Origin of the sequence: Butyricicoccus sp. Marseille-Q5471 (assembly GCF_951230135.1) — a bacterium.
In the GTDB taxonomy this organism is placed as follows: Bacteria; Bacillota; Clostridia; order Oscillospirales; family Butyricicoccaceae; genus Agathobaculum.
The window spans coordinates 56,729-80,631 of record NZ_CATNVC010000011.1 but is presented as its reverse complement, the minus strand read 5'-3'; the positions used below and the strand labels follow the sequence as shown (position 1 = coordinate 80,631).

General features: G+C 54.7%; 16 protein-coding genes. 12 read left to right on the top strand and 4 right to left on the bottom strand.

The genetic code is table 11. The features are described from left to right. The first annotated feature begins 110 nt into the window (after window positions 1-110). The 11 genes from QOX26_RS11430 (at window position 111) to QOX26_RS11380 (ending at window position 18,891) form a co-directional block, all read left to right on the top strand. A complete protein-coding gene (locus QOX26_RS11430; RefSeq protein WP_283675109.1) occupies window positions 111-1,289 on the top strand; it encodes an acyl-CoA dehydrogenase family protein in 1,179 nt (392 codons plus the stop codon). Window positions 1,290-1,331: 42 nt separating this feature from the next. Beyond that, on the top strand, window positions 1,332-2,507 hold the full coding sequence (locus tag QOX26_RS11425; RefSeq protein ID WP_283675108.1) for a CaiB/BaiF CoA transferase family protein: 1,176 nt from the start codon (window positions 1,332-1,334) through the stop codon (window positions 2,505-2,507). A 45-nt stretch (window positions 2,508-2,552) separates the two neighbouring features. Continuing rightward, a complete protein-coding gene (locus QOX26_RS11420) occupies window positions 2,553-3,755 on the top strand; it encodes a CaiB/BaiF CoA transferase family protein (protein WP_283675107.1) in 1,203 nt (400 codons plus the stop codon). A gap of 96 nt (window positions 3,756-3,851) precedes the next feature. Next, on the top strand, window positions 3,852-4,127 hold the full coding sequence (locus tag QOX26_RS11415) for a 4Fe-4S dicluster domain-containing protein (protein WP_283675106.1): 276 nt from the start codon (window positions 3,852-3,854) through the stop codon (window positions 4,125-4,127). Beyond that, window positions 4,124-4,537 carry an acyl-CoA thioesterase gene (locus tag QOX26_RS11410; protein ID WP_283675105.1) on the top strand — a complete coding sequence of 138 codons (414 nt, stop codon included), beginning with the start codon at window positions 4,124-4,126 and terminating at the stop codon, window positions 4,535-4,537. The genes QOX26_RS11415 and QOX26_RS11410 overlap by 4 nt, the downstream gene beginning before the upstream one ends. Window positions 4,538-4,571: 34 nt before the next feature. After that, window positions 4,572-6,206 carry a BCCT family transporter gene (locus QOX26_RS11405; RefSeq protein WP_283675104.1) on the top strand — a complete coding sequence of 545 codons (1,635 nt, stop codon included), beginning with the start codon at window positions 4,572-4,574 and terminating at the stop codon, window positions 6,204-6,206. 89 nt (window positions 6,207-6,295) lie between these two features. Beyond that, on the top strand, window positions 6,296-7,918 hold the full coding sequence (gene groL, locus QOX26_RS11400; protein WP_283675103.1) for a chaperonin GroEL: 1,623 nt from the start codon (window positions 6,296-6,298) through the stop codon (window positions 7,916-7,918). Window positions 7,919-8,254: 336 nt separating this feature from the next. Next, the gene (locus QOX26_RS11395) at window positions 8,255-14,065 is read left to right on the top strand and encodes an S-layer homology domain-containing protein (RefSeq protein WP_283675102.1); all 5,811 of its coding nucleotides are present in this window, start codon (window positions 8,255-8,257) and stop codon (window positions 14,063-14,065) included. A 131-nt stretch (window positions 14,066-14,196) separates the two neighbouring features. Continuing rightward, window positions 14,197-15,972: a sensor histidine kinase gene (locus QOX26_RS11390; protein WP_283675101.1), complete on the top strand. Its 1,776-nt coding sequence runs from the start codon at window positions 14,197-14,199 to the stop codon at window positions 15,970-15,972. 1 nt (window position 15,973) lies between these two features. After that, entirely contained in the window at window positions 15,974-17,626 is a 1,653-nt protein-coding gene (locus QOX26_RS11385; protein WP_283675100.1) for a response regulator, read from the top strand. Then, a complete protein-coding gene (locus QOX26_RS11380) occupies window positions 17,596-18,891 on the top strand; it encodes an ABC transporter substrate-binding protein (protein ID WP_283675099.1) in 1,296 nt (431 codons plus the stop codon). The genes QOX26_RS11385 and QOX26_RS11380 overlap by 31 nt, the downstream gene beginning before the upstream one ends. A gap of 104 nt (window positions 18,892-18,995) precedes the next feature. On the opposite strand, the gene QOX26_RS11375 is transcribed toward QOX26_RS11380, so the two are convergent. The 4 genes from QOX26_RS11375 to QOX26_RS11360 are packed head-to-tail and all read right to left on the bottom strand — an operon-like array spanning window position 18,996 to window position 22,973. After that, a complete protein-coding gene (locus QOX26_RS11375) occupies window positions 18,996-20,282 on the bottom strand; it encodes a TRAP transporter large permease (RefSeq protein WP_283675098.1) in 1,287 nt (428 codons plus the stop codon). Next, complete coding sequence (locus QOX26_RS11370) at window positions 20,275-20,778, bottom strand: TRAP transporter small permease (RefSeq protein ID WP_283675097.1); 504 nt, start codon at window positions 20,776-20,778, stop codon at window positions 20,275-20,277. The genes QOX26_RS11375 and QOX26_RS11370 overlap by 8 nt, the downstream gene beginning before the upstream one ends. 50 nt (window positions 20,779-20,828) lie before the next feature. Beyond that, complete coding sequence (gene dctP / locus QOX26_RS11365; RefSeq protein WP_283675096.1) at window positions 20,829-21,890, bottom strand: C4-dicarboxylate TRAP transporter substrate-binding protein; 1,062 nt, start codon at window positions 21,888-21,890, stop codon at window positions 20,829-20,831. Window positions 21,891-21,944: 54 nt separating this feature from the next. Then, on the bottom strand, window positions 21,945-22,973 hold the full coding sequence (locus tag QOX26_RS11360) for a zinc-binding alcohol dehydrogenase family protein (RefSeq protein WP_283675095.1): 1,029 nt from the start codon (window positions 22,971-22,973) through the stop codon (window positions 21,945-21,947). A gap of 237 nt (window positions 22,974-23,210) precedes the next feature. On the opposite strand from QOX26_RS11360, the gene QOX26_RS11355 reads away from it, so the two are divergent. Next, window positions 23,211-23,861 carry a GntR family transcriptional regulator gene (locus QOX26_RS11355; RefSeq protein ID WP_283675094.1) on the top strand — a complete coding sequence of 217 codons (651 nt, stop codon included), beginning with the start codon at window positions 23,211-23,213 and terminating at the stop codon, window positions 23,859-23,861. The last annotated feature ends 42 nt before the right edge of the window (window positions 23,862-23,903 follow it).

Here is a 23,903-nt window from a genome sequence, read left to right as displayed (position 1 = left end):
ACTTATTTTTTCTAATATATATAATGGAATCATCCGATAACGGACTAACCTAAAGTGGACTAACCGACACCGGACTAATTCAAACTTCAATGGAGAAAGGAAGCATTACTATGGATTTCACGCTGAGCAAAGAGCATCGCGCCCTGCAGGAGAAGGCAAGAGAGTTTACCGAGCAGGTACTGTTCCCGTACGAGATGGAGTGCGAGGAGAACAATGGTATTACTCCTGAAACACACAAATACATTAACAATCAGGTTATGGAGTGGGGCTTTAATGCAACCAACCATTCCAAGGAGCATGGCGGCCAGGGCATGACCCTGTTTGAGCAGATGCTCGTCAGCGAGCAGCTCGGTATGTCGACCGGCGCTATCTGGGATGCGGTTCCGCAGCCTTCCTACCCCATGAAGTTCGGTACGCAGGAGCAGATCGACGAATATCTGATTCCGACCTGCCAGTGCAAGCGCCGCGATGCATACGCCATCACCGAAGCTGACGCAGGCTCCGATCCGTCCCAGTGCCAGACGACTGCTGTTAAGTGCGACGGCGGCTACAAGATCAACGGTGAGAAGTGGTACGTAACCGTTGGTAACGTTGCTGACTTCATTCTGGTGCATGCACACATCGACGGCGACCCGAACAAGGCGACCGTATTCTTCGTTGAGAAGGACGCACCGGGTGTCAGCGTCAAGCGTACGCCTGAGTTTACCCATCACTTTGCGTTTAAGCATCCCGAATTCACCTTCGAGGACGTCGTTGTTGACGAGTCCAAGATTCTGCTCGGCATCGGCGAAGGCTTCAATATGACCAAGGACTGGTTCGTAGAAGCTCGTCTGGGCATCGCGGCACGCTGCGTAGGCGGTGCAGAGCGCGTACTTAAGGTTGCGAACGAATGGGCGGCAGAGCGCGTTCAGGGCGGCCGTGTCATCCGCGATTATCAGGTCATCGAGCATATGCTGGTTGACATGACCATGGATATCATGGCAGCGAAGAGCTTGCTGTACCGTGTATGCTGGGAGATTTCCGGCGATATGGACCGCAAGCTGAAGCATGCAAGAGCTTCCGCGATCAAGCTGTGGTGCTCCGAGATGGTAAACCGTGTTACCGACAAGGGCGTTCAGATTCTGGGCGGTCGCGGCTACATGAGAGAGAATCCGGTAGAGCGTCTGTGGCGTGACCAGCGCGTTGACCGTATCTGGGAAGGCACTTCCGAGATTCAGCGCAACGTTATCGGCGGCCAGATCAAGAAGCGCGGCGTAGAGCTGTACACCGGCTGGGCGTACGAAGAGTAAAACCACCGTAGAGTATTCTTCTCACAGTAATAGGAGGTTGCTATGTTTCCTTTAGAAGGCATAAAAGTGCTCGATTTAATGACACTTTCCGGTTACTGCGGGATGGAATTGGCTGATTACGGGGCGGAGGTTATTAAAGTAGAGTCTCCAGCAGGAGATCCGTTGAGGACGCTGGCACCATTGAAAAATGGTGCCAGTATCCATCACGCCTTCCGCGATCGTGGAAAAAAGAGTATCACACTCAATTTAAAGCATCCTGATGGAAAGGAAATTTTCAAAAAGCTTGTTGCTACGGCCGATGTCATTTTAGAAAATTTCCCTCCCAACATGATGCAGGAACTTGGCTTGGGATATGAAACCTTATCAGCTATAAAACCATCTCTCGTATATGGACGCATTTCAGCATACGGCTCAACCGGCGAAGGAGCCGATGTTCCTCAGTATGATTTGATTGCGCAGGCGAAGAGCGGCGTAATGCACTTCACCGGCTTCCCGGAAAACCCGCCGACCCGAATCGGCTTTTCCATTGCGGAGCGTTATGCGGCCAGTTTCCTTTCTTCCGCCCTGTGTCTGGCGATTTATCACGCGAGAAATACGGGAGAAGGCCAAATGGTAGAAACCACGCTTTGCGGTTCTGCCATTGCCATTTCGGAAGATAAGGTCATTACCTATGGCGCAGAGCAGGAAGATCCCATGCGCACCGGCAATGCCCATCCGCTGATTAACCCATATGATATCCTGAAATGCAAGGACGGCTATGTTGCAATGGGTATTTCTTCGGATGCGCAGTGGGCGAAATTCTGCGATGCGTTCGGTCGTCCGGAATGGAAGGATGATGAGCTGTATTGCTCCAACCTCGTCCGAGGCTACCACTATTTCGGCGATCTCCGCGTGAAGCTGGAGGAGCTGTTTTCCGCGTACAGCATGCAGGAAATTGCAGATATCTGCGACAACACGCTGATTCCGGGTACAATGTGCAGCACAACAAAGGAAGCGCTGCAACAGCCTCAGCTGCAGGTGAGAAACATGATTGTTTCCGTAGAGGATACTAATCTTGGCGAACTAGAAATGCCGGGCAAGCCGGTCAAGTTTGTCGGCCAGGAGGAGGAACCCCTGCGCACGGCACCGGGCGTTGGAGAACAGAACGAGCAGCTGTATGCCGCGTTGGGAATGGATTCCGCAGCGCTTCAGCAGCTGCAGCATGAAGGCATCATCTAGGTGCTGCCGGATAGGCCTGAGAATACGAGTGAAGGAGAGTGAAACATGAAGAAGGGACCTCTCAACGGGATTAAAGTTCTTGATTTTTCTCAAGTTTTATCTGCGCCGTTCTGTGGTATGATGCTGGCAGATATGGGGGCAGAGGTCATCAAAATCGAACGCCCCGGCGCGGGCGATATATCCCGTGAATATGGACCGTACGTCAACGATGTCAGTCTATATTTTTGCCAATACAATCGGGGGAAAAAGGGAATTGCTATTGATATGCGGGCGGAAGAGGGCAAGCGGGTTGTTCTGGATCTGGTCGCACAGGTAGATATCGTCATAGAGAACTTCAAGGCGGGTACGCTCGAAAAGCTGGGAATCGGTTATGACCAGATGCTTGAGGTAAATCCCGGCCTGATTTACGGATCGATATCCGGTTTTGGTACATACGGTCCGCTGTCTCATCTGCCGTGCATGGATATCATTGCTGCGGCGCGGAGCGGACTTGTGGCGCAGAGCGGTCAGGCGGGCGACGCGCCGATTAAGCCCGGTTTTTCGATGTGCGATACCTGGGCAGGTCTGCAGCTGCTGCGCGGACTGTCTATGGCATTGCTCCATAAGCAGAAAACCGGCAAGGGACTTCGCGTGGACATCGCCATGCTCGACTGTGCATTTTATATGTGCGAGTCACCGGTGCTTGAGCATTCTCTGACAGGAGAATTTACCGAACGAAGCGGAAACCATTATACGTGGTATGCGCCTTACGGTGAATTTACAGCAAGTGACGGCAATGTGGTATTTGCCGTGACCCGGGACGAAGAGTGGCAGGCGCTTTGCCGCGCGCTAAAGCTGGACGCTCTTGCGGCAGATGCACGGTTTTGCAGCAATGAGCTGCGGGTGCAGAACCGGGACGCGCTGATTGCGGAAATACAACAGGCAACGAGCGTCATGGGGAGATATGAGATTGAAAGCCTGATGAGAGAAGCGGGCGTGCCTGCGGCCGCGGTGCAGTCGCTGCAGGAGTTTGATAACAACCCACAAACAAAAGCACTCAATGTAATAACCAAAGTCAATCAGCTTGGCGTAGGCGAGTATACCGTTACGAATACGCCCATCCTTTTCAGCAAAACACCGGTAAATCCGGATGCTTCAGCGGCAGGTTTCCCTGGGGCGAACAGCAGCGAGATTCTTAAGGGACTGGGGTACAGTCAGGAGAGGATTGATTGCCTGATCGCAGATGGTGCGGTGCATCAAGCAGGTTGATGATTGTTTTGGGTGTGACGAATAATCCATCTGATGCTCATTGCCTGAAGAAAAGGCAAAAGAGTGTTAGATGGATTTTTTGAAAGGGATATTTCTGTGGAACTGATTTCTTCGGATAAAACAAAATGCGTAAAATGCAATGCATGTGTTGATATTTGCCCGATGCGCGTCATTACGACGGATGAAGCCGGTTATCCAAAGGCGGTAAGCAATGCATTTAAGACATGCATCAACTGTGGATACTGCGTAGATGTCTGTGCCTTTGGTGCGCTGACGCACCGGGTAAGAAAACGCTCTTTGAATTCGAATGCGGCATTAAGGCGCTTGAAGAAAATCAAGGAGAACAGAAAGAAGCGAGGAGAGCCAAAATGAGACATGATTGCATTTTCTTCTGCCCGGTTCGGGTCCGCTTCGGAGAAGTAGACAGACAGGGCATTGTGTACAATGGAAATTATGTGGCATATACCGACTTGGCGTTTGACGAATTTCTTCGTTCCAGAGGGTACTCCTACCGAGAGCTTGCAGAAAAGCATGGCTCGGAGGTGTGTCACAAAAAGTCCACCTATGAATTTGTTTCAAGTGCCTATGAAGGAGACATGCTTGAAGTCGGTATCAGCAAAATAAAGATTGGTCGGAAGAGCTTTACCATGTACTTTGAAATATACCGTCAGGGCGAAGAGGAACTTATCCTCTTGTGCGAGTCCGTATATGTAGGGTATGATGTAGAGAACAGAACCAGCAGACCAATCACAGACCTCATGAGATCGCTTTTAATAACATGACTGTAGATACCAGTATGGGGAGGCGAGCAACACTATGGAAAATAATCCGAAAAAAAGCAAGAATTCAGATGTAGAAGTTGGCCTTATCGTTCTCAGCGTGACAATACTTATCGCATTTATCGCCTTCATGATATTGAATCCCGATGGCACACTAAACGCCATCACCAAATTCTTTAACATGATGATTTCGGGACTTGGACCATTTTTTGAAGTTATCGCGTTCGTGGCATTTGCCATTGGACTTTATTTCTGCTTTGGCAAATACGGAAAGGTAAGGCTTGGAAACTGCAAGCCTGAATACTCCAATTTCAGTTATTTTTCGATGATGCTGTTGGCATCGCTTGCTTCCGCCGCTCTGTATTGGTCGTTTACCGAATGGGCGAGCTATTATCAGGCGCCGGGTCTTGGCATGGCAGCAGGAAGCGTTGAGGCGATGGAATCGGCGCTTGGATATCAGTTTTTCCACTGGGGCATTGTTAACCAGTCCATGTACACCATCATGGGCGTAGCAATCGCCTATGGCGTGTATGTCAGAAAGGTCTCTTCCTTCCAGACGAGCGCGGTTTGCTGCGCGATGCTGGGCGAAAAGGTCAAGGGCAAGAAGGTCATCGGCAAGGTCATTGACTTTCTGGTTATCTTCGGCATTCTGGGCGCGCTCAGCTCTTCGCTGGGTCTGGCCGTGCCGCTTGCAACCGGCGGTCTGACACAATTATTTGGAATTCAGGCTACCCCTGCGGTGCAGATTGGTGTTATAGTATTTATAGCAATCGTTTATACCATTACTTCGTTCCTAGGCACCAAAAGGGGCATGCAGACAATTAGCAACATCGCTTCGATTGTTTGTGTCGTTTTCCTGCTGTATGTGCTTTTCATGGGGCCGACGACCTTCATTTTGAAGAACATCGTCAACTCCTTTGGTCACATGCTGGAGAAACTGCCCAGAATGGCGCTGTTTACCGATCCTATTAACAATACGGGATTTGTTGAGAGCTGGACCATTTACTTTGTGGCCTTCTATCTCAACTACGTAGCAATGATGGGTATCTTTATTGCGAAGGTTTCCAAGGGCAGAACCATCCGGGAGGTCGCGATTTACACGATGTTCATCATGACGGCCGGAGGTATCGCGATTTTCGGTGTCAACGGCAGCTTCTCTATCTTTACGCAGCTGAGCGGCGAGGTAGACGTGATTGGCCTGGTGGCCAGCAATGTAGGCGACGTTGCAATTTACAGCATTTTGAAGGCGCTGCCGCTTGGCAGTACGCTGCTGCCCTTGCTGATCCTGATTCTGATTGTGGGGTTTGTAGCCCCGTCCATGGACTCCGCTTCTCTGGCGCTTGCCGAAACAGTAACGAAGAGAGGCACGCCGAAAATGGCGCTGCGTCTGTTCTTCTGTGTGCTGCTTGCAATCATTCCGATGTCGGTTATTCTGGCCGGTGCGCAGTTTACGGCGATTAAAAATATTGCAATCATTATTTCGGCGCCCTTCCTCGTTATTCTGGCAGGAACCATGATTGGGCTGCTGAAGTGGCTCAAGCATGATGATCGGATTGGTCTGCACGCGCAGATTATTGCGCTGCAGGAAGCGGAAGAGCGGGCAGAAATTCTCCAAGAGGATGAAAAATTGGAAGAAGTAAAGGAACGGGAGCTGGTAGAAGAAAAGGTCTGATTTGAAAGAATAGGTAAGTGGTGAGGCGGTAGGCATGCGGCGAAAAGCCGCGTGCCTATTTGGCCGACAGCCGTCAGGGAGATGTTAAAATGGCGAGAGATTTATACTACGGCGATGATGCCAGAAACGGACTGCAGGCAGGCATGGACCAATTGACCGACGCAGTAAAAACAACGATAGGTCCGAGGGGCAGAAACGTTCTTGTCAACGGCCCCTCCGGCAAGCCGATCCTCACAAACGAGGGTTCGGGTGTGACAAGAGATTTTGAACTAAGCGATATCACAGAAAATTTGGGCGCACAGATGCTCAAAGAAGTTGCAACAAAAATGAACGATGCAGTCGGTGATGGCACAACAACGGCGCTTTTGCTGATGCAGCCCATCATTCGCGAAGGAATTAAGAATATGGCGGCCGGAGCAAACCCGATGGGCATCCGCCGAGGCATTCAGGGCGCTGTGGATGTGGCTGTGAAATCAATCAGCGGGAATGCATATAAATTGGAAAACAAAAAGGATATTGTACAGGTGGCCGCCATTTCCGGTGCGGATGAGCAAGCCGGCGAAATGATTGGTGAAATCATGGAGCAGGTGGGACGAGACGGTGTGATTACCATTGAGGAATCCAAGACAATGGAAACCACCTACCGCATTGTCAAGGGCAGTCAGTTTGATAAAGGATATCTTTCAGAACATATGGTAAGCGACACCGAGAAGATGGAAGCCGTTCTGGAGCATCCTTATATCCTGTTTACGGATAAGAAAATCAGCGACATGCGGGATGTCATTCCGATACTCGATCAGGTTGCGCAGCGCAACAGAAAGCTGCTGATTGTCGCCGAGGACGTAGAGGGAGAAGCGCTGAAGGCTTTGATTATCAACAAGCTGCAGGGCGCGATTGATGTGGTTGCGGTGCGGGCGCCGGGCTTCGGCGAGCGAAAAAAAGCCTTGGTTGACGAGCTGGCCCTGCTGACCGGCGCTACGGTTGTGCGGGCGGAAACCGGCTATGACCTGAGCAAGGCGACCGTGGAGATGCTGGGCGAGGCCGAAAAGGTCACGGTGATGAAGGATCGAACCGTGCTGGTCGGCGGCGCCGGCGATAAAGCGGCAATTGCGGAGGAAATCGAAAAGCTGCGCGGCATGCTTGCGGCAGCAAAGGACGAATTTGCAGCAGACCGCGCGCGGGAACGTCTGGGCAAGCTCGCAGGCGGAGTGGCGGTCATCTCGGTCGGAGCAGCTTCCGAGCTGGAAATGAAGGACAAAAAGGCGCGGATTGAGGATGCGCTCAATGCCGTTCGTGCCGCGTTGGACGAAGGCATCGTTGCAGGCGGCGGCGTGGCGCTTTGCGGTGCCATTCCGGCGGTGCAGGCATATGCGGCGCAGCTGGAAGGCGATGAGCGTGTTGGCGCACAGCTGATTGCAAGAGCATTGGATGAGCCCATCAAGCAAATCGCGGAAAACGCTGGGTATGACGGGAATGTGGTTGCTGCCGAAGCGATTAAGAAGGGCAATGGAATCGGATTTGATGTGCTGACCGGTCAGTATGTCACCATGAGGGATGCCGGCATCGTAGATCCGGCGAAGGTTGCACGCGTTGCGCTGCAGCATGCGGCTTCGATGGCTTCAACCTTCCTGACGGTCGAAGCAAATGTCATCGACCCGATTGATGAAGCATGGCTGCGTGCCAAAATGGCCGGACAGCCCACACGCCGCTAACGGAATCGCAGAGCTTGGAAAAGTATCGAAAACACAGGGAAAAATCTTCATTATCCGCATCTTGCAGCAATGTGAGATGCGGATTTTTTTTCTGTCTTAAACACAGAGCGCACAACTGCGATATAAAAGGCGATAGCCACGTAAGCATCTTACCAACCTATTAAAAGACAATAAATCACTGATTTGTGCAACGAGCACGGATGATGTTTGCAAGGTGTGGGGGTAAAATCATGGATATGGACAACAAATCCGTTTTCCCTGCATTTCCACAAATGCGTCGGCTCGATATAATGATGGCGTAACAGCAAGGGACTGAAGTGGAAGAGGAGGAAGAACATGAAAGTAAAACGAGCGCTATCTTTTGTATTGGCAGTCGTGATGCTGGTGGTGATGGTACCGTCAGTAGGCGCGGCGGGCGTGTTTCAGGACACGCAGGGTCATTGGGCGGAGAGCGTGATCGAAAAATGGAGCGGATATGAACTGATTCGCGGCTATAACGGCCGGTTTCAGCCCGATCAGTCGATCACAAGGGCGGATATGGCGGTTGTCATAGACCGCTTGCTCGATTATCAGACCGCAGGCTCAAACACCTTTACCGACCTGCCGGAGGATTACTACACCGACGCGGTGCTCCGCACGGCGCGTGAAAGTGTCATGCAGGGCTACGACGGAGCGATTCGTCCGCTCGATCCGATCACGCGTGAGGAAGCGGTGTGCGTCATGGCACGTGCGCTGAAAATCAACGCAGCCGGCACATCGGCCGGGTTTGCGGACGATGCGCAGATCTCTTCATGGGCGATGCCGAGCGTGGCGTCGTTCGCGGCGAAGGGTTACGTCGGCGGCAAGACGGGAAACCGGTTTGACCCGCAGGCCAATATCACCCGTGCCGAGGTCATTCAACTGCTCGACAACATGATTTCGGATTACATTGTACAGTCGGGCACGGTTGCCTCGGTCGGCGACGGTCTTGTGATTGTCAAGGCGGAGAACGTTGTGCTCAAGGGCGTGACCATCAAGTGCGGACTGATTCTGGGCGGCAAGGCCGGCGAAGTCACGCTGGATGGCGGCAAGACAGAGGGTACGGTTGTGAAAATCGGCGGCTCGACGCTCAAGACGACCGGCACAGCAACGGGCGGTTCGACGACGGGCGGCTCAGGCGGCAGTGGTTCTTCCGCCCCCTCCGCACCGGACGCATATCCGCTGCCCAAGGGACAGGAAACCTCCGCAAGTCTTGGTGTGTTCGACTATGACATGACCTACGCCGTCACGCTGACCGCACAGTCGGGCGCGGACATTTATTATGAAATCGCGGAGGGTGCGGACGCAGCGCCGACCCCGACGACCGCGAGCACCAAGTTTGAAACCTACCAGTACGGTCAGATTGAGATTGCGCGGCCCGCAGCCAGTGCGGACGGCCCGGTGGAAAATACGTATAACATCAAGGCCATCGCAGTCGAGAACGGAAAGACAAGCACGGTTTCGAACTGGAACTATACCGTCACCAGTATTCCACACCACGAACTCAAGGTTAGTGCGCCCAAGGACTGGAACGGCAAAGACGTCCCGAATGTCACCCTCATTCAGGATTACGACAGCGACAAAATGTATCTGGTAGAGGGCGAAAATCGCGCCATGGTTCTAGACGCAGGCCTGTTTGACGTTAATGACCAGGCGCAGCTGTACGAAAGGGCACGTGAAATCGTCGGCCCTGGCAAGCCCATTGACCTTGTGATTGGTCATCCGCATGGCGACCATGTAAAAATGACGCACCAGTTCCTGTGCGAGGAAAATAAGGCGCTTGGCGCAAAGGTCTATGTCAACCAGCGCGGCAAGGAAGTTCTTCGCGACTTCGTGCTGAAATACGGCGTGGAGTCCGGTACCTATCAGAACCAGTCCGAAGCAAATGCCGCTTATGAGGCGCAGATTAGCCTGCTGAAAAACGGCGATGTTTATGACCTCGGCGGCACTAAGTTCGATGTAATTGAGCTGCCCGGTCATCAGGTAGCAGGTATCATGTTGTTCGACACCAAAACCGGCAACCTGTTTTCGACCGATCAGATCGGCAACAACCGCGCACATGTCACCGACTCTTTCTGGATGCAGTTTGCAAGTTTGAATAATCCATACATCTTTGCAGACCCGATGGACGTTTATCTGTCCTCGCTTCAAATCGCACTTGAGCGCATTGAAAGTCTCGGCACGGTAAAGCGCATTCTGACTGGTCACAACGACGTGGTTCTCGACGGTCAGGGCAGCTATCTTGACAATCTGATGGCCGCGACACAGAGGGTCGTTGACGAGGGTAAGGATTCGATGACCCCGACCCTGCGCACAATGGCCAGCCTAATCGAAACCACTCGTACTGTCGTGGTCGGCGACCGGCTGAACGACATCAACTGGGTAGGAATCAATGTGGATTTGACCAACTACCTGTCAGACGGTTATCGCGACGGTAATCAGGACAAGCTCGCGGATCTGTCAAACCTGTCCGTGCATATGCCGGGCGAGTCTGGCAACCTGCTGTGGGACGACCCGAATTTCGGCATCAATGTCAACTGGAAGTATCCGACGGACGGCACCGCCCCAAGCCGCAAGACTGATTTGACCTTTACTGCCACCGTCGGCACCTCGGCCGCAACCATTGAAATTGTTCCGACTGCGGCTGCAACCAAGGGCACGGTTACGATAAACGGCAAGGCTGCACCGTCCGGTCAGGCTGTCACGGTCGAACTGCCCGCGGCGGAAAACACCTTTACCGTCGTCTGCACCGCGCCGAACGGCACGGACACCAAAACCTACACGGTCAAGGTGAACAAGGACGCCTCCGTCAAGGCGGCGGCGCCGGTCACCTATACCGATTACGACAACTATAAAGACCCGTTCTACCCCGATACGACGGGCACCTACACGGTAACGCAGTATATGGCGCTGTTTTCGGACACCGAGGGCGCGACCGTCAAGTATACGCTTGACGGCACCGACCCCAAGACCTCAAATACCGCCAAGGTGTATGACCAGACCAAGTTTAAGGCCGCATCGGGTGCTGGCGGCGCGGACGTTGCCGAGCTGATCGCAATCGCGGACGACACCGGCGACAGCTGGGACGGCGCGGCCAAACAGACCAATGTCACCCTCAAGGCCTATGCCGCAAAGGCGGGCATGGACGACAGCGACGTTGTCACCTTCCAATATACCATCGACCGTATGAGCAAAAACGCGCACAAGAGCCGTGTGCTTTACGAGCAGGATGGCATGAAGGTCTGGCAGGTCATCGATTATGACAGCGATAAAATGTACTTGATTAAGGGCGCAAACAAGGCGCTGCTGATTGACGCGGGCATGGCGCCGTCCGGTGCGGAAGACCTGTATACCTATGCCAGCACGCTGGCGGACACGAGTGAGGTCGACCTCTATATTTCCCACGGGCACCCCGACCACACCACGCAGATCGGTGACTTCGTCGACGCAGACCGCACGGTTTATATGAACGAAAACGATCTGGCGATGGCGAAACTGTTCATCAACGACAAAACGGTCGAGGACAGTGATTTCACCTTCATCGACGAAGGCTTCACCTTTGACCTTGGCGGCGTTGAGCTTGAAAACTATTTTGTACCCGGCCATACGCCCGGCAGCATGCTGCTGCTGGACAAGACGCATAACATTCTCTACTCGTCCGATGCGCTTGGCTGCAACCGCCGCAGCGTCGCCGATTCGCTCACGCTTGCGTCCAATGACGTGCGCGTGCTGCTGTCGAGCATCCGCGTGTTCAAGGACAAGATGACCGCGCTTGACGCTGCGGGTGAAATTGACCTCGATGCAATGCAGACCTGGACCGGCCATGACGACTATGTCATCAGCGATTTGACGGGTCATCTGGATACGGTCATCGCAGCGGCGCAGAACATCGTCGATTACGGCCCGGACAAGGCGATGCGCGTATCCGTCCGCAACACCGCAAGCTCGGACGGCGCCTCCTTCGCAGGTGACCGTTACGCAAACGGCGGCACCGGACACTTCATCGTGATGAACGGCAAGAAGGCGACCGCGTTGGGCGGACAGGATTACATGACGGTATCCGAGCTTGCCAATCTCAAGACCACGGTCGCAGGCGAGACAGAAAACCGGATGGTTGGCCTGTCGAGCACACACGCGTTCGACGGTTCGGCAGTCGGCGCACAGAACGCGCTGGTCGCCGAAGTTCCTGTCGGCACGGCATCGGTGGATGTTTATCCGACCGCGATGTCGTCCGGCGCGAGCGTCAAGGTAGACGGCAAGGCCCTCAGCGGTGTCAAGGCGACTGTCGAGCTGCATAACGGCTACCGGGAAATCCCGATTGAAGTCACCGCGCGAGACGGCAGCACCAAGCAGACCTATACCCTGACCGTGCGCACCGCGATTGACCGCATGAACCCTTATGCAACGCTCTACGCGGGCACACATACCGAAACCGTATCAATGGACGACGGCTCGACCCGTACCTTTACCTCCTACGTGCCGGATGGCGCACGCGAATCGAATGCGGGCGTATTCGTGCTGCCCGATCAGGGCGAAGCGGCTCAAACGCTTGCAAAGTGGACGGCACTGGCCGACAGCACGGATACTGAGGCCATTGACGCTGATTGGTCTAAGCAGCAGGAGAAGTTCATCGTCATCGGTCTGGACGGCCTGACGTATGACAATCTTGCCGCGGACATTGAGTATGTCAACAAGGTTTACGCCGCCGCCTCCGGCCGCACGATGTACTGCATCCATGAGGCGAAAAACTATATGGTCGGCTACGGCGCGGGCGGCACCATCGCGCAGATGGCCGCGATGGATCAGACAGCCGTCTGGGCAGGACTGACCACGGTCGGCGCAGACGCAGCGGATGATACTTGGCTTGCCGCGCATAACACCAAAATGGCGACCAGCCTGAACGGCTATTCGGACGAAAACAGCGTCATTCCGAAGAATACGCTGCCGCTGCCGGTCTGGATTATCAATGAAGGCACGACCACTGACCCCGATACGCTGGGTTACTGGAAGACCGCAGATAAAATCACCGAAGACGGCACGGTGGACAACGGTATCACCAAATATGTCCGTACAGACGCGCTGGGAGCAGAGGAATTCGCCGACAACCGCGACAAGCAAGCCTACCGCATCTGGGAGAGCGCGAGCGCGCCCGCCAATCTCGAAAGCACTGTCTGGAACGATTTCCTGTTCGGTGTGCGCCGCTGGATGGCCGACCCGGGCGGCGATCTGCGCATGACGCTTGACCCGATTGCCGATTTGGACATGACCCGCCATTACGAAGAGGTCGGCGGCTGGATGCGCGAGTGGTATGTTTATGTGCCGGATGGCGTGACCACATCGACGCAGGATGTGCCCGTTGTATTTGCAAGCCACGGCTATACGCTGAACGGCGGCGTGTACGCCGGACAGTCCGACTGGCACAAGGTTGCAGACGCAGAAAAGTGCATCATTATTTATCCTTCCGCAATCAACGGCAACATTTCGGATAACGGCAACGCACCCTTCCCGGCGTGGAATCTGTCGCAGGATCCCACCCGCATGGACGATATTGGCTTCTTTGAGTTTATGCTGGCCGATTTGGATCAAACGTACGACGTGGATCTTGGCCGCGTCTATGCGACCGGCCATTCGTGGGGCTCGCAGATGACCCATGTACTTGCCCTGAGCAACCCCGATATGTTCGCGGCAGTCGCACCGCTGTCAGGCTTTATTTTCAAGGACTACGTTTACGACAGCCTGGACGAGCAGGCCATGACGGCTGCCGGCGGCGTGCCGGTTTACATCGCGGCAGGCACCGAGGGCGGTACCGAGCATGCAATCTGCCCTGTTCCGCCCACACAGGCAAATAATTCGGGCAAAACGCTCGAAAAGTGGTTCGCCCTGAACGGCTGCGACGGCTCGATTGACTGGAGCACAGTCGGCGCGAACTGGAAAAACAACAGCGCCTACACGCAGGACGGCCGCTGGTATACGCTGACGTATGAGAAGGACGGTGTGCCCATGCTGCGCGCGGAAATCGTCGATTATATGCCGCACGCGACCATGCCGGAGCATTCGGCGCGCGTTTGGAACGACTGGTTCTCGCATTTCAGCAGAAACGACGCGGGCGTGCTGACGTACACCGCATAACGCACAAGGAAAAAGAAGAGAGGGAGGGACAAACCAGGTTTGGTCCCGGGAAAGCGCGGGCAGCACAGCCCGCGCTTTTCATTTTACTCGGATAATGCTACAATGAACAAAAGCGGATGAGGGGGACGAACATGCGGCCACAGACGAAAAAGCGAACGCTCAAGCGGCAGCTGATGGTGTACTTTGTACTGGTCGCGGTCATTTCCTCGCTGTTGCTCGGCGTATACTACTTCACCTCGCAGAAATCGCTGATTGAGCGAAACACCATCCGCAGCAGAGAGCAGTCAATCAGCCACGCGATTGAAATGGTTGAGGGACAGGCACGGCAGGTACAGCAGTTTGCAAACCAGCTTTGCCGCAATGAGATGGTGCGCGCGCTGATGCAGTCTGCACCCGAGGAAGCACAGCGTTTTTCGCCGGAAAAACGGGCGGTGATTGAGGAGCTCAACACACAGTTCCGCTATGTTCCGGTTACGGAATCGGTGCTGTCGCTGTTTTTGATCGGTGAAAACGGTCTCGACATCCGCGTGGGCGTAGAAGCATCGCTCGTGGATTATTCGGCGCTTTGTCACGCGTTCTGCACAGATGCATCTGCGGAACGTGCCCGCTGGGAGGAGATTCGGGAGAATTTCACGTCCCTGTCGCGGAATAAGGCCGTGCTGCCCTATTGTCAGCGGATTCAGGACGAGCGCATAGACAGCACGTTGGGCTATCTGGTCATTCTGTTTCGGGACGATTTGTTCGTGCGCGAGTGCCTGAGCGCGATGGAACTGGAAAACGACGCAATCTGTCTGATGAGCGCGGAGGGTAAGGTGTTCGCGTCCAATGTGCGCTGGGCAGAGTCGTCCGGCGCGATGGAGAACGATTTGTTTGCCCGTCTGCGTGAAAACCAGACCGATTTTTCCTTTTCCGAGCGGTTGGGCGGAGAAAACCACGTCTTTTTCCGCGGTTGGAGCACTGCGCCCTCGTGGATACTGGTCGATGCCGTGCCCGCCGCTCAGATGGACGAGCAGATTATCGTACTGGGACGTGCGGCGGTACTGACGCTGCTGCTTGCGGTTTTGGCGGCGGTCGTGCTGTCCGGCTACCTGTCGGGCAGGTTCACGCGGCCAATCAGCCGTATGGTCGAGGCAGTCGACGACATCGCACAGGGCGATTTCAGCCGTAAGCTTGCCTGCGGCAGCGAATATGAACTGGTGTGCCTGGAAGAAAGCATCGGCAAAATGCAGCATGATCTTGAGAGGCTGATTGACGAGCGCATGCAGCAGGAGGAAGACAAACGCAAGGCGGAAATTCGCATGCTCAAGGCGCAAATTAACCCGCATTTCCTTTATAATACGCTCAATTCAATCAAAATGATGGCAAGCATGCAGGGCGCGCGCGGCATACAGAATATGACGGAAGCGCTGGGCAACATCCTGCGCTCGAGTCTCGGCAGTGCGGATGAAACCGTGACGCTGACCGAGGAGCTCGCATTGCTCGAGCAATATGTGTATATCCAGAATATTCGCTATCGCGGCAATATTGAGTATGAGGTTACACTGGAAAGCCCGGCCTTGGGAGACTGCATGCTTCCGCGCTTCATTTTGCAGCCACTGGTTGAAAACGCCATTCAGCACGGCATCGAGGTGGCGGGACGCGGCGGTCGGATTGCCGTGTGCGCGGCTGCGCGGGAGGACAAGCTTGAGGTCTCGGTTTGGGACGATGGCGCGGGCATTGCATCGCATCAGCTGCAGTCCCTGACCGCGTCGCCCGAGGAGGACGGACGGCACATCGGCGTGAGCAACGTGCATCGCCGGCTGCAAATGCTGTACGGAGCGGACTGCGGTCTTAGGTTTGAGAGCGAAGTCGGGCAATACACCCGCGTGACGGCTGTGCTGCGCATGAAAAACGGAAAGGAGGGGTAAGGTGCGTAAAATCAGGATTCTAATTGTGGACGATGACACAATCATCCGCGTCGGGCTCAAGTCGCTGATTGACTGGGAGGGCAACGGGTTTCTGCTCGTCGGTGAAGCCAAGGATGGACGGCAGGCGCTTGCGCTGACCGAGCAGCGTCATCCGGACATCATCATCAGTGACATTAAAATGCCCGACATGGATGGAATCGGTCTGCTCGAGGAGCTGTCGCGCCGCAAGTTTGACGGACGTGTGCTCGTGCTCAGCGGGTACGACGACTTTAGCCTTGTCAAACGCGCGATTAAGCTCGGGGCGGAGGACTACCTGCTCAAGCTCAATCTCGACCCGGAGGAGCTGATGCGCTGCCTGCGTGAGATCGCGGCAAAGGGGCTCAATCAGGGCGCGCCCAGCGGCAGCGCGCTTGCCACGGAGCAGAGCCGCGCACTGCTGCGACAGAATTTTCTGCGTGATGTGGTCAGTAGCTTCTACACCGATGAAGCGCAGCTGCATCGCTCGATGGATGAGCTCGGCATCCGCCTTGACCGCTCGCCGGTTTACTGCTTCGCGCTGAAGGTCGGCGAATTGTATCGCTTTGAGGACACGACCGCCGAGGAATTTCATACGCTGCGCTTTTCGGTCATGAACATTGCCGAGGAGATTGTCGGCAGTGATTTCTGGGCGTACAGCTTTGCCGGGAAAACGGGCGAGTTTCACGTGCTCGCCTGTTCGCGGGAGGAGCATCCCGAGGAGCAGTGCGACGGACTCGCGCGCAAGGCCGCGGTGCGGCTGAAAAGCATGCTGTATGAATACCTGAACATCTCCTGCGTGATTGGTTTGGGCAAGGGACGGGCTGAGATTCCGGGTATCCAGACCGCCTACCGCGAATCGATCGAGGCACTGTCCTATCGCTTCTACATTGACCATGACAGCGTGATTACGTGGAGCGACCGCCTGCCCGAAATCCGAAACGAGACCTACAGCCTTTCGGGTGTCCGCGCTATGCTGCAGGACGGTTTGATGCTGGGTGACGCCGACAAGCTTGCACTGATGTTCCGTCAGCTGACCGACGACCTGCGCGTGCTCAATCTGAGCCGTGAGGTCGTGTGCAGTATCGCGCTTGAACTGTTTTACATGTTGCAGGAGTATTTTGAGCGCAACGGACTGCCGATTCAAGGCGTGCTGGTGCACTCCTACCGCGATTATCAGCAGCTTGTCGGCTTGGAAAGTCTGCGGCAGATGCTCGATTGGCTGCACCTGCTGCACGGCGATTTGTCCGCATTCGTTGGTCGTGAGCGGGAGGTTGGGCATTCAACAGCAGTTGCCGAGGTGCAGGCGCTGATTGCCGCGCGGTATCGGGAAAATCTGCCCCTGCAGCAGGCGGCGGAGCTGGTGCGGTTGAGTCCGACCTATCTCAGTGCACTGCTCAAAAAGCACACCGGATGCAGTTATACCGAGCTTTTGACGCGCTGCCGCATCGAGCAGGCCATGCTTCTGTTGCGCACGACCAATGAAAAGGTCTATGAAATCGGCTATCGCGTCGGCTATGAGGATAAGTACTATTTCAACCGCATTTTCAAGCGGATGACCGGCATGAGCCCGGGGGAATACCGAAATCAGGAGAGGGAGCGAGAAAGTTGCCTATCAAGCGAATCGCCGCGGGTCTGACGCTGCTGGTACTGCTGTCCGGCTGCTCGGGGGACTCTTATCTGTGGCCGCGCGCACAGGCGGAAAAGCAGCGGCTGACCGTCGCCCTCTGGGATTACGACCGCACCAGTTATGACCGGCATTTGGTCGAGGCCTTTGAGCAAAAGTATCCCTCGGTTGAGGTGCAGGTCATCAGCTATTCGGATGCTTATTATGATGAGCGGCTTGAATCGCTGCTGACCAGCGAGGAAGAGGTAGATGTAATGTTCTGCCGCACCATGACCACGCTTGGGCAGCTTTGCGACAGCGGACAGGCCCTTCCGCTCGACGGGCTGATGCGGCAGAATGGGGTGCAGCCGTCGGAGTATCCGTATATCGAAGCGTTTCGGCAGGACGGCGTGCAGTATGCCATTCCATACCGAATGGATCGCTATGTGCTGATTTACAACTGCGATTTGTTCGATCAGGCCGGGCTTCCATATCCGGATGCGCAGATGACTTGGGAGGAGTATCAGCAAACCGCGCTCGCACTGCAGGAGCGCTTGGACAAGCCGGACACCTATGCCGCGATGACGCTGCCGATGGAAATTCAGTGGATTGCGGCCGGACGCACACAAGCGTTCCGTTATCTGGACGGCGATTTGGAGCATTTGCGCCCGATTCTGGAGCTGATGCTGCAAATGCAGTCCGAGGACGGTACCACACCGTTCTACGGGGACTGTCTGGCGCAGAATATTCAGCAGCGGCAGTTTGAAACCGGACGATACGGCATGTATGTCGGCGGCACGTGGTACTTAAACTATCTGGCGAGCAATTTTAAGGACGGTCTGTTTAATTTTCGCTGGGGCGCGACGCTGCAGCCGATTTGGGAGGGGATGGATGCCTCGCAGTGCGCGGTTGTTCCTACCAGTGTATGCATCAACAGCAGCAGCCGGAAAACTGAGCTGGCGTGGGAGTTTGTCCGCTTTGTCACAGGCAAGGAGGGGGCGCGGATTATGGCCGAGGAGCAGATGATGCCCGCCTATATGGATGAAGAGATTGAGGAAATTTACCGCACACATTTTATGGGCGCGGCACTGGACGACGCGTTGCTGCAAACTCGCACGGGCGTATGCGGAGGCATACCCTCGCGCGGGGAGCAACGCATGGCAGGCGCTATTTGCAGTGGCTTTTCCCGCATTTTAACCGGAGAAAACAGCATTGATGAGGAATTCGCAGCGTTAAAGCAACAACAGGCAGCGTATCGGGCGGATTCCAAAGAAGCCGCTCGGACAAATGCCAACTGAATTGCCTTGCACTGTGCATAAAACAAAACCGCCGATTTTTCATCGGCGGTTTTGTTTTGCTGTGAATCAATAGAATTAAGAAAAGAGGTTCTGCGCTCTGCAGATTAGTAAAAGAGAGAGACAAGGCCGGTAGAGAACACCGGAACATAGGTGATGAGCAGCAGATTGATAATCAGCAATATGTAAAACGGCACGGCTTCGCGGATGAACTTGCCGGTTTTACATTTGGTGATGCCGCAGGTGACGAACATCAGCGTGCCCATCGGGGGCGACAGTGCGCCGATGGCGTTGTTGAAGATGTAAATCATCGCAAACTGAATCTCATTGATTCCGTAGCTGGCCGCGATAGGCGCGAGCAGCGGCACGAGGATGATCATTGAGGCGTTGCCCTCAATGAACATGCCGACGATCAGCAGGAACACGTTGATGATGAGCAGGAAGACATATTTGTTGTCGATGGTCGACACAATCCACTCGGTAAGCTGCTGCGGGATGCGTTCCTTGGTCAAAATCCAGGAGAACACGCAGGCTGCCGAAACAATCAGCATAATGGATGCGGTTGTGCACACGGTTTCCTTCAGACCCTGTGCCAAATCCTTTGCCTTCATTTCGCGGTAGACCAGACCGAGCACCATCGCATAGATGATGGCGACCGCACCGGCCTCGGTCGCGGTGAAGACGCCCAGACGGATGCCGCCGATGATGATAATCGGCAGGCAGAGCGGCAGGATGGCAGGCTTGACCGCCGTGCCAAGCTCCTTGGGCGTTACCTTTTCGGTGCGCAGCGGCTCATAGCCGCGCTTCTTCGAGACAAAGCGCACCAGAATCATCATTGTCACGCACAGCAGCGTGCCGATGCCGAGTCCCGACATAAACAGCTTGCCGATGGACACGTTTGCGATGCAGCCGTAAAGAATCATCGCGATGCCGGGCGGGATGAGCGGGGTGATCATGGCGGAGGCCGCCGTCACGACCGAGGAGAATTCTTTGGAGAAGCCCTTGCGCTCCATTTCGGGCACGAGCATTTTGGCTTCCATCGCGGCGTCAGCAAGGTTTGAGCCGGACAAACCGCCCATCAGCGTGGACAACAGCACGTTTACCTGTGCCAGACCGCCGTGCATGCGCCCGGTGATTACTGAGCAGAAGTCCATAATGCGCTTGGTCACGCCGGTGTAGTTCATAAAGATGCCAGCGCATACGAAGAAGGGAATGGCAAGCAGAGAAATGCTTTCTGTGCCCGTGATGGCCTGCTGCGCGAAGATAATCGCGTTGGCGCTGGGGTTGCACACAAAATAGACCGCTGAGCCGCCTAGCACGGCCAGATAAACAGGAACCTTGAGAAACAGCAGCACGAGCATTACGATGGATGCCGCAATCAGAATACTATTCACCCTCAACCGCCTCCTTTGCTTCCGATTTGATGCCCCTGACGAGCGAATAGAACCAGCTGACAATCATCAGCACATAAGATACCGGCGCAATGCCGTAAATCAGCATATAGGGAATGTGCAGCATGGGCGTGGTGCGGCCGCTTTTTGCAAAGATGCCGATGAAGCCGAAGCTCTGGTAGAATAAATATGCAATAACACCCACCACTACCACGGAGATAAACACCTCGCAAACCTTCTGCGCCTTTTGGGGCAGCAGATCGACGACCATTTCAATGGAAACGTGGTTGCCATAACGGAACGCGGCGCCGCCGGCTGCAAATACAATCCATACCATACAGGCAAGCTGAACCTCCTCCAGCCAGGTGAAGGGTGCGCCGAACACACGGCGCCAGATCACGCCGGCAAAGGTCAGCAGAATCAGGAGCGCCAGTACGGCCGAAGCCACCCAGACGTCCAGATTGCCAAGGAAGGAGGACAGTTTTTTCTCTTGTTTCATAAATGCTCCCTCAATTATTTGATAATAAATTAGGTTTTCGACGTTTTGCCTTACTCAGCGCCCATTGCTGCTCGCACCGTGTCATACAGGCCGTTCGACCAGCCGAACCGATCGCCCATGTCGTAGAAGGTCTGCGCCTTGTCGCGGAAGCCCTGCAGCACCTCTTCGGTTGGCTCGACGACGGTAACGCCTTCGTCCTTCATCTTCTGCAGATATTCCTGCTCGGATGCGGCCTGCACTTCGTTATTGTAAACGCCAGCCTCCTTGCCGGTTTCCATCAGGATGCTCTGCTGCTCCTCGGTCAGGCTGTTGAACCAGTCCGCCGAGCAGACCCAGGTGGTGAAGTTGAGCACATGTCCGTCCAGAATCAGGTTAGGGGCAACCTCGTGCAGCTTGCGTCCGTAGAGCGTAGCGAGCGGGTTTTCCGCGCCGTCAATGGTTTTGCTCTGCAGGGCGGTGTACACATCGCCCAGGTCCATGCCAGTGGAGGCTGCGCCCAGCACATCAAAGCCGAGCGACTGAATCTCGTTATTGGGCACGCGGATCTTCATGCCTGACAGATCGTCCACTGTGTTGACAGGCTTGACTGTCAGCGTGTGGCGCGCCCCATAAGCCCAGTTGGAGGCGAGCAGCTTAAGACCCTTTTCCTCTAGCTTCGCTTCCTGCTCCTTGTACCAGTCGGACTCGATCAGCGTCCAGCACTGATCCCAGTTGTCAAACAGGAAGGGCGCAAAGACGATGCCGAAATCCGGCACGCCGTAGTCTGCATAAAACGCGCCGTCGGCCAGCGTTGAAACATTTTCGCCCAGCAGCATGGAGTCAATCAGCTCGGACTTGCTGCCCAGCTGAGAGTCCGGATAAAGCACGATTTCCATTGTGCCACCCGACTTTTCCTCGACCAGCTCGGCCCATTTTTCCAGTCCCTGACCAATCGGTTCGGAGATGGAGTTCTCAAAACCGATCTGTAGTGTGACCTTTTGGTCGGAGGACGGCGCTGTGCTGCCCGCATTGTCCGTGCCCGCGTCCGCGCTTGCTCCGCCGCCACAGCCTGCGAGCATTGTGCTCAGAATCGCGCCCGCTGTCATAACCGCAAAAATCTTTTTCAGTTTCATCATAAAATCCCCTTTCAGATGTGTCCCTTCGTCTTACTTTAAGGATACACCGCGTTACACGGTGAAGTCCAATACAACCTTGAGCATGCGCCCCGCGCCCGCCGCGAAATTAGCAAAGGCTTCAGGTGCGTCCGTCCATTTGTATTCGTTGGTGACGATTTTCTCCAAATCGACCTTGCCCTCTCGCACGAGGTTAATCAGCTCCAGAAAATCTTTCTTCATTGCGTTGCGCGAGCCGTAAATGTTGAGCTCCTTCTTTTGGATGATGGTGAAAAAGAAGTCATCGATATTGCGCTTGGAAACGCCGATGAGCACCACCCGACCGCCAAAACACGCAGCGTCGATGCAGTTTTGGAAGGTCTGCGGCATGCCGACCGCTTCAATTGTCACGTCAAAGCCATTGCCGCCGCTCAGGTCGGCGACGCCCTGTTCAAAGGCTTCGGGTGAGACGTTCAGCAGTTTGTGGTCGAGTCCGAAGGTTTTGTAGGCGTAGTCCAGCTTTTCGGGTGCCACGTCGCAAATGGTGACCTCCGCGCCCTTGGCCTTGGCTGCAACCGCCGCCAGTACGCCGATTGTGCCTGCGCCAACCACCAGAACCTTTTCGCCCGGCTGCACGTTTGCGCGGGACACGCCGTGGTAGCTGATGCAGAACGGCTCGATCAGCGCGAGCGTCTTGGGCGGCAAACCCTTGCCATCATAAATGCGCTCGATCGGCATGGTGATGTACTCCGCGAACGCCCCTTCGCGCTGCACGCCCATCGTCTGGTTGTCGGTGCAGGCATTGACCAGTCCGCGCTCGCAGGAATAGCAGTGGCCGCAGTTGAAATACGGGTTGCAGGTGACAATCATACCGGGGCGCAGCCCCTTGTCGTTCTCGCCAATCTCAACAATTTCTGCGGAAAATTCATGACCCGGGATGCGCGGATAGGAAACATATGCGTTCGCGCCGCGGTAAGAGCCGAGGTCGCTGCCGCAGATGCCGCCGTACAGCAGCCGAAGCAGCGCTTCGCCTTCTCGGGCGGTCGGCTTTTCGATTTCGCTGACGGTGACCTCGCCCGGAGCCTGGATGAAGATTGCCTTCATATTTGTCCTCCCTCTGTTGTTTGTATACCCTGTTGTATACATCAAAGATACTATGGCATGGTAATGTTGTCAACCAATTCGTGTCCGTTTTCTGGAATTTTGTAAAATGCGCACAATGTAATTCGCTAAAGTTATACAAATTCCACAGAGGACGGTCTTTTTATACTTTCGTGCTATACAAAAACAAGCACGTATAGTATACTTACTGTATCAAAACATGTATACCGGAGGCGTGCCATGAAAAAGGAAAGCTTAAAACTGCAGGCATATAATATGATTAAGGAGAAGATTATCTCCTGCGAGTTTGCGCCGGGAACGCTGCTCAATGAAGAAGTGCTGCGGGAGGACATCGGCGCAAGCCGTACGCCGATTCGGGATGCGCTCAGCCGTCTTGAGCAGGAGGGACTCATCACCATCATCCCGAAAAAGGGCATTATGGTGTCCGGTCTTTCCATCGCTGATATCAATATGATTTTTGAGGTTCGGTTGCTTTTAGAACCCTATACGATTCGAAATTATGGCGCAACCATACCGGATGAGACGCTAATGCGCTTTTATAATGAACTCTCCATTCCGCACGAGGCCTATTCAAATCTTGACTTTTTTGCCATTGACGATGAATTTCATAACGCCATCGTGTCGGCCATGCCCAACCGCTTTCTGCGCGGCACGTATGAGCAGATTCTCACCCACAACCGCCGTTTCCGGGTCATGACCGGACAGGTCAGCGGGGCACGGCTGAACGCCACCATGGAGGAACACATGGGAATCGTCAAGGCCTGTCTGCGCAAGGACTGGGAGAGTGCTGCTGAAGCCATGCGCGCGCATTTGATTGCATCAAAAAATTCTACATTTGACCTGCTGCTAAACACCGCAGAACGCATATAAGTAAGAAAAAACCGCCCGGAAGGGGCGGTTTTTTTGCTGTGG